At 38.6% G+C, this 14531-nt stretch carries 14 protein-coding genes; 8 read left to right on the forward strand and 6 right to left on the reverse strand.

Features of this window, described 5'->3' with window-relative positions; genetic code table 11:
- Position 1 precedes the first annotated feature (1 nt).
- The 3 genes from rubB to oxyR are packed head-to-tail and all read left to right on the forward strand — an operon-like array spanning position 2 to position 3097.
- Positions 2 to 1183 carry a rubredoxin reductase RubB gene (gene rubB, locus C1642_RS11685; RefSeq protein ID WP_103236361.1) on the forward strand — a complete coding sequence of 394 codons (1182 nt, stop codon included), beginning with the start codon at positions 2 to 4 and terminating at the stop codon, positions 1181 to 1183.
- Between the two features lie 54 nt (positions 1184 to 1237).
- Positions 1238 to 2182 (forward strand): esterase EstB, encoded by a 945-nt coding sequence (gene estB / locus C1642_RS11690; RefSeq protein WP_001083350.1) that lies wholly within the window; start codon positions 1238 to 1240, stop codon positions 2180 to 2182.
- A gap of 6 nt (positions 2183 to 2188) precedes the next feature.
- Positions 2189 to 3097: a LysR family transcriptional regulator OxyR gene (gene oxyR / locus C1642_RS11695; protein WP_000729506.1), complete on the forward strand. Its 909-nt coding sequence runs from the start codon at positions 2189 to 2191 to the stop codon at positions 3095 to 3097.
- Between the two features lie 29 nt (positions 3098 to 3126).
- Here oxyR and C1642_RS11700 read toward each other — a convergent pair whose 3' ends face one another.
- Positions 3127 to 3717, reverse strand: a complete 591-nt coding sequence (locus C1642_RS11700) for an SPOR domain-containing protein (protein WP_002055323.1) — start codon at positions 3715 to 3717, stop codon at positions 3127 to 3129.
- 57 nt (positions 3718 to 3774) lie between these two features.
- Between C1642_RS11700 and C1642_RS11705 the strand changes: the two genes are divergently transcribed.
- The gene (locus tag C1642_RS11705; protein WP_085940550.1) at positions 3775 to 3903 is read left to right on the forward strand and encodes a hypothetical protein; all 129 of its coding nucleotides are present in this window, start codon (positions 3775 to 3777) and stop codon (positions 3901 to 3903) included.
- 53 nt (positions 3904 to 3956) lie between these two features.
- On the opposite strand, the gene ppk1 is transcribed toward C1642_RS11705, so the two are convergent.
- Both ppk1 and mtgA read right to left on the reverse strand, forming a co-directional pair.
- A complete protein-coding gene (gene ppk1, locus C1642_RS11710) occupies positions 3957 to 6035 on the reverse strand; it encodes a polyphosphate kinase 1 (RefSeq protein ID WP_001090300.1) in 2079 nt (692 codons plus the stop codon).
- A gap of 104 nt (positions 6036 to 6139) precedes the next feature.
- The gene (mtgA, locus tag C1642_RS11715; RefSeq protein WP_103236362.1) at positions 6140 to 6817 is read right to left on the reverse strand and encodes a monofunctional biosynthetic peptidoglycan transglycosylase; all 678 of its coding nucleotides are present in this window, start codon (positions 6815 to 6817) and stop codon (positions 6140 to 6142) included.
- Between the two features lie 76 nt (positions 6818 to 6893).
- On the opposite strand from mtgA, the gene C1642_RS11720 reads away from it, so the two are divergent.
- Positions 6894 to 7703 (forward strand): rhomboid family intramembrane serine protease, encoded by an 810-nt coding sequence (locus C1642_RS11720; RefSeq protein ID WP_069370811.1) that lies wholly within the window; start codon positions 6894 to 6896, stop codon positions 7701 to 7703.
- 1 nt (position 7704) lies between these two features.
- Here the strand turns inward: C1642_RS11720 and C1642_RS11725 are convergent, their stop codons facing one another.
- Both C1642_RS11725 and C1642_RS11730 read right to left on the reverse strand, forming a co-directional pair.
- Entirely contained in the window at positions 7705 to 10164 is a 2460-nt protein-coding gene (locus C1642_RS11725) for an ABC transporter permease (protein WP_103236363.1), read from the reverse strand.
- Positions 10165 to 10167: 3 nt separating this feature from the next.
- A complete protein-coding gene (locus tag C1642_RS11730) occupies positions 10168 to 10860 on the reverse strand; it encodes an ABC transporter ATP-binding protein (protein WP_002060151.1) in 693 nt (230 codons plus the stop codon).
- A 44-nt stretch (positions 10861 to 10904) separates the two neighbouring features.
- On the opposite strand from C1642_RS11730, the gene C1642_RS11735 reads away from it, so the two are divergent.
- Positions 10905 to 11528, forward strand: coding sequence for an arylesterase (locus C1642_RS11735; RefSeq protein WP_031944891.1), 624 nt, complete (start codon positions 10905 to 10907; stop codon positions 11526 to 11528).
- Between the two features lie 32 nt (positions 11529 to 11560).
- Here C1642_RS11735 and C1642_RS11740 read toward each other — a convergent pair whose 3' ends face one another.
- Entirely contained in the window at positions 11561 to 12175 is a 615-nt protein-coding gene (locus C1642_RS11740) for a carbonic anhydrase (protein ID WP_001141695.1), read from the reverse strand.
- 284 nt (positions 12176 to 12459) lie between these two features.
- Here C1642_RS11740 and C1642_RS11745 point away from each other — a divergent pair, with 284 nt between their 5' ends.
- Both C1642_RS11745 and C1642_RS11750 read left to right on the forward strand, forming a co-directional pair.
- On the forward strand, positions 12460 to 13485 hold the full coding sequence (locus tag C1642_RS11745) for an alpha/beta fold hydrolase (RefSeq protein WP_103236364.1): 1026 nt from the start codon (positions 12460 to 12462) through the stop codon (positions 13483 to 13485).
- Positions 13486 to 13511: 26 nt separating this feature from the next.
- Positions 13512 to 14519 (forward strand): hypothetical protein, encoded by a 1008-nt coding sequence (locus tag C1642_RS11750; RefSeq protein WP_000107246.1) that lies wholly within the window; start codon positions 13512 to 13514, stop codon positions 14517 to 14519.
- The last annotated feature ends 12 nt before the right edge of the window (positions 14520 to 14531 follow it).

Consider the following 14531-nt stretch of genomic DNA (forward strand, 5'->3'; position numbering starts at 1 on the left):
AATGCATCCAATCGTCATTATCGGATCAGGCATGGCGGGTTATACCTTAGCACGTGAATTCCGTAAGCTTAACCCAGAGCAAGAACTTGTGATGATTTGTGCGGATGATGCGGTGAACTATGCAAAACCAACCTTATCCAATGCTTTTGCAGGAAAAAAAGCCCCAGAACAGATTCCATTAGGTGATGCTGCAAAAATGAGTGCCCAACTCAATATGCGTATTGAACCTTTTACTTGGGTGAAAGAAATTTTAGCTGAGCGTCATGAACTTGTTCTAGAAAAAGACGGCGTTATTTCTCAGCAACCCTATTCAAAATTAATTTTAGCTGTCGGTGCTAACCCGATTCGCCTTGCAATTGCTGGTGATGGTAGTGATGACATCCATGTGGTGAACTCACTCATTGACTATCGTTCTTTCCGAGAAAATCTAGCTCAGCGCAAAGATAAACGTGTTGTGATTTTGGGTGCAGGTTTAATTGGTTGTGAATTTGCCAATGACTTACTTCATAGCGAATATGATGTAACAGTAATTGATTTAGCGCCTCAACCATTAGGCCGTTTATTACCTTCACACATTGCTTCAGCATTCCAGCAGAATCTTGAAGAAGCGGGTGTTAAATTTGCCTTAGGCACAACCGTTGAAAAAGTCAGTAAAATCAATAACGGTGAAGATTACGCGGTTACATTGGCAAATGGTCAGACTTTGGTTGCTGATATTGTGCTTTCAGCGATTGGCTTACAACCGAATATTTCTCTTGCTCAAAGTGCAAATATTCAAACCAGCCGTGGTGTGATTACCAATAGTTTACTTGAAACCAATCAACCAGATATTTATGCGATTGGTGACTGTGCGGAAGTTAACGGTACCCTGCTTCCATATGTAATGCCAATTATGCAACAAGCCCGCGCTCTAGCAAAAACATTAAGTGGTCAACAAACAAATGTACATTACCCTGCTATGCCAGTTGCGGTAAAAACTCCGGCTGCACCGCTTACAGTTTTACCGGCACCGGTTGATGTGGATGTAAATTGGGAAACTGAAGAATTCGACGATGGTATGCTTGCTAAAGCAATTGACAATGAAGGAACATTGCGTGGTTTCGTATTGTTAGGTGCAACAGCAGGCAAGCAACGTTTAACTTTAACTAAGCTTGTTCCAGATCTTATTCCTGCCCAAGCATAAGGTTTAAATTGGGAATGCTCATGATCTTGAGTATTCCCTCAAGGAATGAATAACATGAATAGCGCCTTACAATTTAGTATTTCACCGTACACTCCATTTATGCAGGAAACCAAAGTCAATTTAGGCAATGGTATCGAGCTACATGTAGAAGTAGGTGGAAAACCAGAACATCCGACTATTTTGCTGATTATGGGTTTAGGTGCCCAAATGCTATTTTGGCCGGACTTTTTCTGCAAATCACTCATTGATCAAGGTTTTCGTGTTATTCGTTTTGATAACCGTGATATTGGCCTTTCTTCAAAAGTCCGCCATCAAGGTAAACGTTTAAATACCATGAAATTGATGGGACGTTTTGCTTTAGGGCTAAGAAATCAGGGTGCACCTTATACGCTCTATGATATGGCAGATGACGTTTCTATGCTTCTCGACCGTTTAGGAGTAAGCAAAGCACATGTGATTGGTGCCTCAATGGGTGGCATGATTGCCCAGATTCTCGCTGCAAAATATCCGGAAAAAGTAGAAAAATTAGGATTGATGTTTACCAGTAATAATCAACCGTTTCTACCACCACCGTTCCCTAAGCAACTTTTAAGCTTGATTGGCAAGCCAGAATCACGTGATGAAGAAGGAATTGTAAATCACAGTTTAAAATTATTCCAATTGATTGGTTCTCCTGGTTATATTAACCATATTGAAGCCGTTCAAACTGCAAGAAAACTTTATCAACGTAGCTACTATCCTGCTGGTGTACTTCAACAGTTTTTAGCAATATTATGTACAGGTTCCTTACTGCAACTGGACCGTGAAATTAAGCAACCCACTTTAGTCTTGCATGGCTCTCGTGACCGCTTACTTCCACCGAGTCACGGTAAGGCCGTAGCAAAAGCAATTTCCGGTGCTAAGTTTGAATTAATTGATGGAATGGGGCATGATATCCCTGCCCATTTTATTCCACAGCTTAGCGGTTTATTTGCGCATCATTTTAAATCATCATACTAGGACACTATGGCTGCATTACCCTCACTAAGACAGCTATCATATTTAGTTACGTTGTCGGAAACTTTGCATTTTACTGAAGCAGCACGTCGCTCTTTTGTTACCCAATCGACTTTATCGGGCGGCATTATGGAGCTGGAAAGGCTACTAGGTGGCGTTCTGGTTGAGCGTGACCGTCAGAATGTGCGTTTAACGCCATTAGGTGAGCAAGTTGTTGCTCGAGCCCGTGTATTGCTAGCAGATGCTCAGGATTTAATGCGTTTAAGCCGTGAAATGAGTGAACCATTAACAGGTGATCTTCATTTGGGTGTTATTCCAACAATTGCACCTTTTATCCTGACACGGTTACTTGATGAAGTGCATCAACAATTACCGAAGATTCAGCTGCATTTACATGAAGCTCAAAGTGAGAAGATTGTAGAGCGCCTAGAACATGGTAATTTGGACATGATTGTCCTTGCCCTACCTTTTGACACAAGAAGTTTAAAAGTAGCTGAAATTTCAAAAGAAAATTTATATCTTGTTTGTAGTAAGCAAGATACAAATGCACTTCAAGCAAATTCTCTTGATGATCTCGATTTATCACGTCTTATTTTGCTTGAAGAAGGCCACTGTTTACGTGATCACGTATTAAGTGCCTGTCCAATTGGTGAGCGTAAAAACGATAACCGCTTAAAAGCAAGTTCTCTACCAACATTGGTTGAGATGGTTTCTTCCGATTTAGGCTTTACTCTTTTACCAGAAATCGCAATTGAAAATAGTATGATCAAATTTAATGATCAGATTACTGCAAAACCAATTGAAGACGCACCTAGCCGTACTTTAGCACTTGTTACCCGTAAAAGTACGCCGTTGCAAAGTGAGTTTGATGTTCTTCTACAAATCATGCAGAAAATTACCACAAACTTACATGAATAAAAAAAGGAGTCTTCGGACTCCTTTTTATTTTACTGTGCTGTTAGAGAAGCCCATTTAAATACCCAAGCCGATCTCAAATCCAAGCTATCATCTGCAATTATTTTTTCTCGAATAATTTGTGCAATTGCATAGTCATTGGCAGGGTCGACCATGACTCGTATTCCTTTTGTGGTTGGGCTGGTAACAACTTTATACCCTTTAGCCTGTAATTGGGACTGAATCATATTTGCTTTATTTTGATTAGGAGCCAAAGCAACTTGCACCATCCATTTTTTTTCACCGTTTTCTAAAATTTCTTTCGCGACCGCTGCATCAAGTTGCTTTTTCTTCTCAATATTTTTCTTTTCTTCAATTTTTTTTAACTGATTATCGTCAATTTTCTTTTGTGCTAACAATTCCTCTTGAGTAAGTTTTCTTTTCTGAATCACGATTGTCTTATTTTGTGTTTCATTCTTCTTATTTTTCTCTCTAGAAGGATGTATAAAATAAGGATATATCATTTGATCATCAAATTTCTGAAATACAATAATATCTCCATAGCACTTCTGATCCGCATAAGCAGTCACTGGCATTAACCCCAAAAATATTCTAATAAATAAACTTTTAATAAAGTCTTGCATATTATTCACTTACCAAAGTTAAGTATATTTAATGCGGCGTATTAAAGTAGATTTCTTGTGATTTGTATATTTTTAAAATTCAATGTTTTATGTAAAGAATCACATATTTTTCAAACATATTGCCTTAATTCAAATTATTGCCGTTTATCCTACAACCATTTAGAAAAATTAATTAAATTATTATGAAATTCAGTTAATTAAAAAGCCGACATGATGTCGGCTTTTTTAAAAATAATTTTTTATTTAAAAGTTTCTAATAATTCTCTTTGAGCATTATGCAATTTTTCGCCTGCGGCAGGCTGGGCACGTACCCATGTACCATCGCCCTGTAATAACCAAGCTTGCTGATTATCTTGTAAATAATTAAGGAGTCCTTGCTGATAAATACGTTTTTTCAAAGCAGGATCTTCAATTGGGAAGCATGCTTCAACACGATTAAATAAGTTACGATCCATCCAGTCCGCACTTGAACAGTAAATACGAGCATCACCATTATTACTAAAGTAATAAACTCGAGTATGTTCAAGGAAACGACCTACAATTGAACGTACCCGAATGTTTTCCGATAAATTTGGTAATCCCGGACGTAAACAGCAAATCGAACGAATAATGAGATCTACCTGCACCCCTGCTTGAGAAGCTTCATACAATTTATTAATAAGCTGAACTTCAGTTAAAGCATTCACTTTGACAATAATTTGGGCTTTACGACCAGCCTTTGCATTGGCAATTTCTTCATCAATGAAGTTGATGAGCTGAGCATGCAGAGTAAAAGGTGCATGGAGTAACTTTTTCAGTTTTGCCATTTTACCCATACCCGTGAGCTCTTGGAAAATACGGTGTACGTCTTCACACAAGTCTTTATCGGTGGTCATTAGGCCGTAATCGGTATAAATGCGAGCATTCATAGCATGGTAGTTACCCGTTCCTAAATGAACATAACGCACCAGTTTGTTGTTTTCACGGCGTACCACCATAATCATTTTGGCATGGGTTTTATAACCCACAATACCGTAAACAACGACTGCCCCTGCTTCTTGTAAAACATTAGCCACTTCGATATTCGACTCTTCATCGAAACGGGCACGTAATTCAATTACCGCTGTCACTTCTTTACCATTACGCGCGGCTTCTGCTAAAACTTGAACAATTTCCGAGTCTGCACCACTACGATAAAGTGTCTGTTTAATTGCGAGTACTTGCGGGTCACGTGCTGCTTCACGGAGTAACTGAATAACAGGTGCAAAAGACTCAAATGGGTGATGAAGTAAAATATCCTGCTTTTGCATAGCCGAGAAAATACTCTCGGTCTTTTTAAACACTTTTGGTACGACTGGCGTGTGTGAGTCGTAACGCAAATGAGGACGTTTAAAGTTCGAAACCAGACGAGCCAAGTTTACAGGGCCATCAACTTTATATAATTGTTCTTCGTTTAAGTCGAACTCTTCAAGTAGATATTCATAAATATGCTGTGGACAATTTTGGGTTACTTCTAAGCGTACTGCACGACCAAATCGGCGTGAACTTAACTCACCTTTTAACGCTTTTGCCAAATCTTCAACGTCTTCGTTAAGTGCCAAATCGGCATTACGAGTTACACGGAATTGATAGCAGCCAGTTGCAGTCATGCCCGGGAACAAGTCTGAAACATGTTCATGAATAATTGCAGACAACATGACATGATGTTCTTTACCACCCGTTAACTCATCTGGTAATCGTACAACACGTGGCAATGAACGTGGGGCAGGTACAACAGCCAAATCAATTTGTCGCCCGAACGCATCTTTACCTTCTAAAGTCACAATAAAGTTCAGACTTTTATTGACCAAACGCGGGAATGGATGGGCTGGATCTAAACTGATTGGAGTTAAAACAGGCGCAACCTGTTCCTGAAAATATTTTTTTACCCAAGCTGATTGAGCTGGTGTTAATTCACCACGACGTAAAAAGCAAATATCTTCTTCACGTAACTTAGGTAAAATTTCTTCGTTTAAAATACGATATTGGCGCTCAATTGCAGCATGAGCAGTTTCAGAGATTTTTTGTAAGACTTGTCTTGGTGTTAAACCGTCCGGGCTTCGACTTTCATTGCCTAGAGCGAATTGCTCCATAACACCTGCCACACGAATTTCAAAAAACTCATCTAAATTACGCGAAAAAATGAGTAAGAAATTCATTCGTTCCAGTAATGGATGTAAAGGGTCGACGGCCTGTTCCAATACGCGCAAATGAAAGTCAAGAATAGACAATTCACGATTAATATAACGGTCATTATAACTATATTCTGTTGGGGTCGTTGCTGTAATCGCTGTATTCATGTCTAACCTAATCTCTTTCCAACCAAAATCTATGCAAAATAGTATGCTGCAAAATTATGTCAATTTGATAAAAACTAAAAAAATAACACATCTTTAAGACAGTGTTATTCAGGAATCTGGGTGCTATTCATATAACGTAAAATAACGCGTTTTCTATATTGTAGTTTACGATCGTTGCGATGATCTTGATAATATTTCGGATCAGGCAATAACGCGGCTAAAAAAGCAGCTTGTTCGCGAGTTAAGCTTTTGACACTTTTGCCGTAATAATATTGGGCCGCTGCTTCAACACCATACAAATTTTTGCCAAATTCAACAGAGTTCATATACACCTCAAGAATTCGACGTTTCGACCACATGCGCTCCATCATCCATGTCGCTACAGTTTCTTGGCCTTTACGAATAAATGAACGCTTATTATATAAGAACAAGTTCTTTGCAAGTTGTTGAGATACGGTAGAACCACCAGCAACGACCTCTCCTTGCTCATTGTTACGCTCTAGCGCAAAACGAATACCATCCCAGTCAAAACCATGATGATGAATAAATTTTGCGTCCTCCCCTGCTAAAATTGCATGTTTGAAATTGTCACTAATATCATCATAGTCAAGCCATTCATGGATGATCGGCTCAGATGGATCTGACCAATAATCAATTCGCATAAACATGGTGGTATCAACTTCATGCGTACGCCACCAAACCAAACTTGAGAAGATCCAAAGCTGAATAAGGAGAATTGCCCCAATAAAAATTAACAACACGCGAACAATAAAGGCTTTCATGTTCGTCCTGATCTCCTGTATTCAACTTTTTTCATGTTAAGCTGTAAAGCATGTTCATATATAACAAAAGCATAGCATGACTCAATCTCAGCCTCCGCACATTAATCGTAAACTCAATGTACAAGCTTGGTGGCTGACCGCCCTACTGATCTCGATTAATGTAGGTTTGTTCATCTGGCAAATTATATCTGGAGTGGACATTAGTGACCCAGCTATAAAAGATGCACTTCACTGGGGTGCAGATTTTACACCACTTACTTTTTCCGGGCAGCCAGAACGTCTATTTACCAGCATGTTTTTTCACTTTGGCATTATTCACCTTATGCTCAACATGTGGGCTTTATATATTTTTGGTAATGTCGCTGAAGCTTTATTTGGACGTTTATACTTTATTGGTCTGTATTTACTTGCAGGCTTGTTTGGTAGCCTTTTGAGTAGTTATATTAATATTCAAAATGGGCATGAATTATTACAACATTTTGATCAGAGCCTGCTTCCCCATGTCAGTGCTGGTGCTTCGGGCGCTGTGATGGGATTAGGTGCAGCATTAACTGTTCTTTCTTTATTTCCGCCGCTGCCTCATCAAGCTTATATACTTGATAAGAAAGCATTATTAATGATTATGGCCATTAACCTTATTTTCGGTTTTGTCGCAACAGGTATTAATAATGCTGCACATGTCGGTGGTATGATTATGGGTGCATTACTCGCACTGATTTGGTATTTAAGCTACCGCACTCCATTTAAAACCCTCCTAAAATTTTTAGGTCTATTGGGAGGACTTTTAATGACTGTAGGCTTCTATGTTTACTGTAATCAGCTTAACTCACCATTACTTCCACTTTGGCATGAGGTTTTAATTCAGAACCCAGAAATACTCCCCTAACTTAAATCTGGTTCAGCTCACGTAAACTTTGTAGCGGCGGTAAATTACACAGATAACCGAGTCGATATCGGCCAATCAGAGCGCAAAGCAACATCATGGCAAGTGGTAAAATCAACCATATTTCAATATGCCACTGTAAAGCCATATTCATTTTATAACTTGCAATTGCGCTAATTACCTCGGCAAAACAGCAGGCAACAATGCCTGCTAACAAACCTAAAAAACCAATTTCCAGGCTGAGCATCTGCTTCATTTTATTTTTAGAGAGACCAAATGAACGCAACAAAGCCACTTCCCGACGGCGTTCATCCATTAATAGATTTAAACAAGCAATTAAAACAAGTATTCCAGAAAAGCCAACTAAAGCTGCAAGCACAGTCACGATTTTGACTAGAACGTTCATTAAGCGTTTTACTTCGTCTAAAATTCGATCAACATCAATAAAAACCGTATTGGAGAATTGCTGAATCATATGGATCATTTTAGGTTGATCTTGCTTAGGCACATAAAAACTACCCAAGTAACTACCAGCATTTTCATCTAAAGTTTTAGGCGAAAAAATAAAGAAAAAATTAGGACTAAAGCTTTCCCACTCAACGCTCCGAAAATTTATAACTTTAGCTTGCAATGTACCTTCTGGCAGACTAAAAGTAAGCCAGTCACCAATCTGGATTCCTAAACTTTCTGCTGTTTTACTCTCAACTGAAACTTGGCCTACTGCATTAAATTCCGCTTGACCTTTTGTAATGACATTGTCATCTGGTAAAGCACTCGACTGCGTTAAATTTAATTCGCGGCGTAAAGCATTATTTTGCTTTATAGCTTCTTCTGAAAAAGGAACATCATTCTTGGCAACTAATCGTCCACGAATGTTTGGATATAATGGTGTGCTTTGCCAACCATTTTGCTTCAACTGTTGCTCAAAAGCTTTTAAATCAAATGGTGGTAGGCCATAAACAAACTGGTTTGGTGTACCCTCCGGTAATTGCTGTTGCCAGCGTTCTAATAAATCTGTTCTTAACACGCTTAACACTGTAATAAGACTTAACCCTAAAGCCAATGCAGTAATTTGTAAGGCACTTTGATAAGGAGAACGAATATAAAAAGACAAACGAGTTTTCATCTTTTTTAAAGTACGAAGCAATAGCCAGACGACGGTATAAAGTAAAATGCAAAGCAGAATAATCGCTGTTAATACCCAAATACTGAGCATTAAATTTTCACTTAAAACTAAGCTAAAAATAACAAGACTGGTGATGCCTGCAAAAAACATAAAGAATAATGATTTTCGGGATTTTGCCTGTTCCCGAATAACACGGATGGGAGGAGTATTTAACAACTCCCAAATGCTTGGCAAAATGAATCCAAGTAGCACAATTACACTGGTAAAAATGGCAATTGGTAAGGGACCAAGTAAAAAACCAACCACAGAGAAACTTAACTCTAGTTGTGGAATCAGTTGTAGCATGAGCTCAAGCAAGCCATAGCCCATCATTATTCCTAAGAGACTACCGATCGCAATCGAAATTGCACTGACTACACAAAGTAGCCCAATATAGGCCCATAAAATTTGAAACTTACTCGCACCTAAACAACGTATTAAAGCAATGTGATCTTGGTTTTGCTGAACATATCTTTGACTCGTTAAAGCAATGGCGATACCACACAATAAAATCGTTAAAATATTGGCCAATTGCAAAAAGGTATCTAGGTTTTCTAACGGACGTAATAATCTGCTATTTGATTCACTGGCATCGCGTAAACGTAACCCTATGGTTTCTTCCTGTTCATTTGCAGGTTGATGTTGTTGCTTAAATTGCCTTGAAAATGACTGAACCTGTTCAGGCTGACCAGACATTAACAGTCGATAATCGATTCTACTACCAGTTTGAATTGCATGAGTTTTAGCAATATCTGCTTGATGAATAATGACAGTAGGCGAAAAACCAGAAAAACCAAGTTCTTGATTTGAATCTCGCACAATCACTCCACTAAAGCGAAATGCCGCATCTGCAATAGATACCATATCGCCTAGTTTAACTTTAAGTAAATCGGCTGCCCTTTGACTCAACCATACTTCACCTGGTTGGATACCACGCGCTATAGGTTCAATCTCAAGCTTTCCTCTTAATGGGAATGCAGGTTCTATTGCTTTTACATTGACCATGACAAACTGATCTTGAGTATGTGCCATTGAACTAAACATGGTCACATTAGTATGCTTTAAGCCAAGCTGATCTGCCCTTTTTTGCCATTTTGCATCTATAGGTTCATTATTCGACAGAACCAAATCGGCTGCTAACATTTGTGCTGCTTGTAGACTTACCGCATTTTTAACTTGGTCATTACTAAACTTAAGAGCGGTGGTTGCACTGATCGCAAGTGAAAGCGCAATAATAAGTAAATATAAGCCTCCGGTACGAAAGCTTTGTAACAAAAGTGGTTTGAGAAGATTACGCATAGTTTAACCACCCTGTACTGTCTTTAGTCGGCCATCATCTAACTCCACATGTCGTTGGCAAAGTGCTGCCAAATTACGATCATGTGTGACCAAAATAAGTGTAGTACCAAGCTCTCGATTTAAATCAAAAAGAAGAGTTTCAATTTCTTGGGCGGTTTGACCATCAAGGTTTCCGGTCGGTTCATCGGCAAAAATAATTTGTGGCTCGGCAATGAGGGCCCGAGCAATTGCCACACGTTGTTGCTCGCCGCCAGATAAAACTTTAGGCGTTTGTTCAGCTTGACGACTTAAGCCTACCCGATGCAACCAATCTAAGGCTTTTTGTTCAGCAATTTTATAATCAAAATCTTTACGTAACCGAAGCGGTAACATCACATTTTCAAGTGCACTTAACTGCGGCAAAAGCTGGAAAGACTGAAATACAAAACCAATATGCTGCATTCTGATTTGGGCACGTTGCTCTTCTGTTAACTCATGAACCGCCTGACCACATAACCACACCTCACCTTCAGAGGGTTGGTCTAAAGTCGCCAAGATTCCTAGTAAGGTTGATTTTCCTGAACCAGAACGTCCTGTAATTGCTACCTGCTCCCCTTCATAAATATCTAAATCAATATTTTTTAAAATCGTAAATTGATTTTGGTTAATCTGAATAGTTTGTGTAACTTGATGGGCAGCAATGATAGGTTGTGGCATGATGTGAACAGTCCTATATATTGAGTATTCGGGTCGAAACACAAATGTATAAATCTTATTTGTTTGGTTCTAAAAGTCTCTTGCTCATCTCATTGAGCATGTTGCCCATGTTCGTCTCGGCAAAAACTATTTTAATTTTAGGAGATAGTATCAGTGCCGGTTATGGAATAGACCCTAAACAAGGTTGGGTACAATTACTACAAAAACGTTTAGACCAACAGTATCCCAAACAACATAAAGTGGTCAATGCAAGTGTGAGTGGGGAAACCACTAGCGGTGCTTTGGCACGATTACCAAAACTTTTACAAACGTATAAACCCGAGGTAGTTGTTATTGAATTAGGCGGGAATGATGGCTTACGTGGTCAACCACCACAATTGATTCAAAAAAATCTGTCTCAGCTCATTCAATTAAGCCAGAAGCAAAAAGCCAAGGTTATTCTTTTTGGTATGAAGATTCCGCCCAATTATGGCACGGCTTATAGCAAAGCATTCGAAAATAACTACAAAACTGTCAGTCAAAAATACCAGGTGAAATTGCTACCCTTTTTTCTTGATGGCGTCGCTGGGCAAAAGCAACTAATGCAAAATGACTTGATTCATCCAAATGCCCAAGCACAATCAAAATTACTGAATTTAGCTTATCCATACATAAAAGGTGCCCTATAGGCACCTTTTAGTTTTAAATATTTTTATTATGATCAGAAGTCAAAAAAAGTAACTTCACCAGTTTCTAGCGAATATTCAGCACCAACGACAATCAACTCACCTTTTGCAATCAGATTCTCTAATACAGCCGAACCATGACGTAATTGGTTTACCGAAGCAAAAACGTTTGAACGCACCGCATGACATGAGAGTTTTTTCAAGTCATTTTTTAAATCAGTCTGCATTAAAATCTCAACTGATGGACGAACACGGTTCACAATCGACATTAAGTTAGAAGATGGCGGGTGCTCGGGGTTCATCAACGTATCAATAGTCGCTTGAATCGCGCCGCAATGACTGTGTCCTAATACAACTACAACCGGACAGTCATAACGTTCTGCCGCGAACTCAACACTACCAACTTGTGAAGGTGCAACAACATTACCAGCAACACGGATTACGAATAAGTCACCAAGACCTTGATCGAATACCATTTCTGCTGGTACACGAGAATCTGAACAGCCTAATACAATTGCAAATGGATTTTGATCCTTTGCCATTTCAGCGCGTTCATGATGTGATAAGGTTTTTGCAAGGGAAGTATTTCCATTTACAAATCGTTGATTACCTGCTTTCAAACGATCTAAAACTTCTTGCGCAGTAGGCATTTTATATTTCCATTGTTTTTTCAAGGTTAGAAATCATTTTAATGTGTCAAAATTTGAATGTCACTGACAAAAAATAAATCCTTTTTCAGGAAAATTTTTTAAAACTTTAATTAGTTTTATAAGGAAGATCACCGCACAATTACCTACTGTTTAGTGAAAAAATAGACATACTTTAGTTTATAGATTGACTATAATTTTCTTGATTCCAAACGTTTGGCAAATGACTCATTGGCAAAGTTTTTCAATAATTTTTCAAACTCGCTTAAGCATCAAGGATGAAATCTATGACAAGGCTGTCCGCCCCAATTAAAGCCTCTATGAAAAAAACTGCTACTGCACTGACTTTGGCTTGTAGCTTATTGTCAGTGATGAGCATTTCTCAAGCGCAGGCAGCCGATAATATTGATGTCAGCTTTCAAACAATATTACAGCAAGAACGTAACTGGGCAGGACTGCAAAGCAAAAGCCTAAAGGTGGGCGATATCACTTGGTCATATAGTGAAGGTGGCTCTAGCACAAAGCCAACTTTACTACTCATTCATGGCCTAGCGGGCAGTCGAGATAACTGGAACCGAGTTGCCCATTATCTCACGACAAATTATCACATTATTATTCCTGACTTACCGGGCAGTGGCGAAACTATCGTTTCGCAAGACTTTGATTATTCAGTTCCAAACTTAGCTGAAAAATTACGTCGCTTTGTTGAAGCCGCGAATTTAAAAGGCCCAATTCATATTGCTGGGCACTCACTCGGCGGATCAATTGCCCTACTCTATGCTGGACAATATCCATTTGAAACCAAAAGTCTATTTTTAGTCGATAGCGGTGGTATTTTCCGTTCTGCCAACACAATTTATCTAAAAGATCCAACCTATCTAAAACAACTTTTAGTCTCTAAAAAAGGTGATTTTAATTATTTATTAAAACAAACCATGTTTAATCCTCCGTTTATTCCGAAAGAGTTCCTACAAGCTCAAGAAAAACTGATGATTAATCAAGCACCTCAAACCCAGAAACTGGTTGATCAATTGATCGCACTCAATAAAGTCTATACCCCAGATTCTTTTGCCGTACTTACTAAAACGATTGACGCCCCTACACTCATTTTATGGGGTAAACAGGATAAAATTATTAATGTAGAAGTAGCAAACGAGCTAAAACGGCTTTTAAAAAATGCCCAGCCTCCAGTTATCTTAGAAAACGTAGGCCATATGCCAATTTTGGAAGCTGAACAGTTAGTTATCCAACAATACGTACCATTTTTACTGAAAGTAGAAACAAACCAGTCGTCAAAAACGACAACACCTTAAATAAAACTTCAGACTTGTGAGACCTTATGTCTACCCAACCCATTATTGAAAAACTTATTGAAGCTCATCTAGATTTTCTAGATGAGCAATTTGCTCAGGCTCAGGTGATCCAACAAGAGTTTGAGCAGTTTTATCATTGGTTGGGGAGTCGACAATTACAACACCTTTGGACGTTTGAACAGGTTCAACAGCTCATTCAAAAGCAGATTTTAGACACACCCGCTTCGGATTTTCTTATTGAACAGATTGCGGAGCATATCCGCTTTGCACTGATCCATCCTGCAAATGACACCGCAACTGTTGAAGACGTTATTCCTGTTTTAACCATTGATCGAATTGCACAATACGTTGCCAGTAAAGAAGAGCACCGTAAAAAACTCATTAAAACAATTGTGAATAACCCTGCCTTTTCAGCACTGTTGACTCAATTGATTCAGCAAACAATGCATGATTATTTAGATGAATCTATGTCAAAACGCGTGCCTGGTGTAGGTCGTTTTATGAAGATGGGCAAATCTGTATTAGAAACAGTAACCGACTCTAATCTTGACGATACCATTAACCATTACTTGCAAAAGAATATTTTAAAACTCAGCCAGATGAGTGAACGTGTTTTAAACCAACATTTTGACAATGATAAGCTCTACCATTTTCAGGCAAATGTTTGGCATAAAGTTAAAACCTCGCCACTTTCTGTTTTAAAAAACTATATAGAAGTTCAAGATTTAACAAAAACCGTTGGCCTAGGACATGAAATCTGGGACCACATTCGTCAAACTGATTATCTAAAACAGCAAGTACATGATGGTATCTATACTTGGTATGTACGAAATCAGGAACGTAATTTTGATTTATTGCTCCGTGATCTTAATATTGACGAAAATTTAGTGAAGCATGAACTCACCGAATTGCTTGTACCCGTACTACAACAATTAGTCACAACAGGACATTTAAGACGTCGTGCCCGTGTATACTTAGAGAAGTTTTATTATTCTGAAAAAGCATTAGAAATTTTAAATAATAAAGGCGCTTAAAGCGCCTTTATT

It is taken from the genome of Acinetobacter sp. AKBS16, assembly GCF_002899995.1.
In the GTDB taxonomy this organism is placed as follows: Bacteria; Pseudomonadota; Gammaproteobacteria; order Pseudomonadales; family Moraxellaceae; genus Acinetobacter; species Acinetobacter baumannii.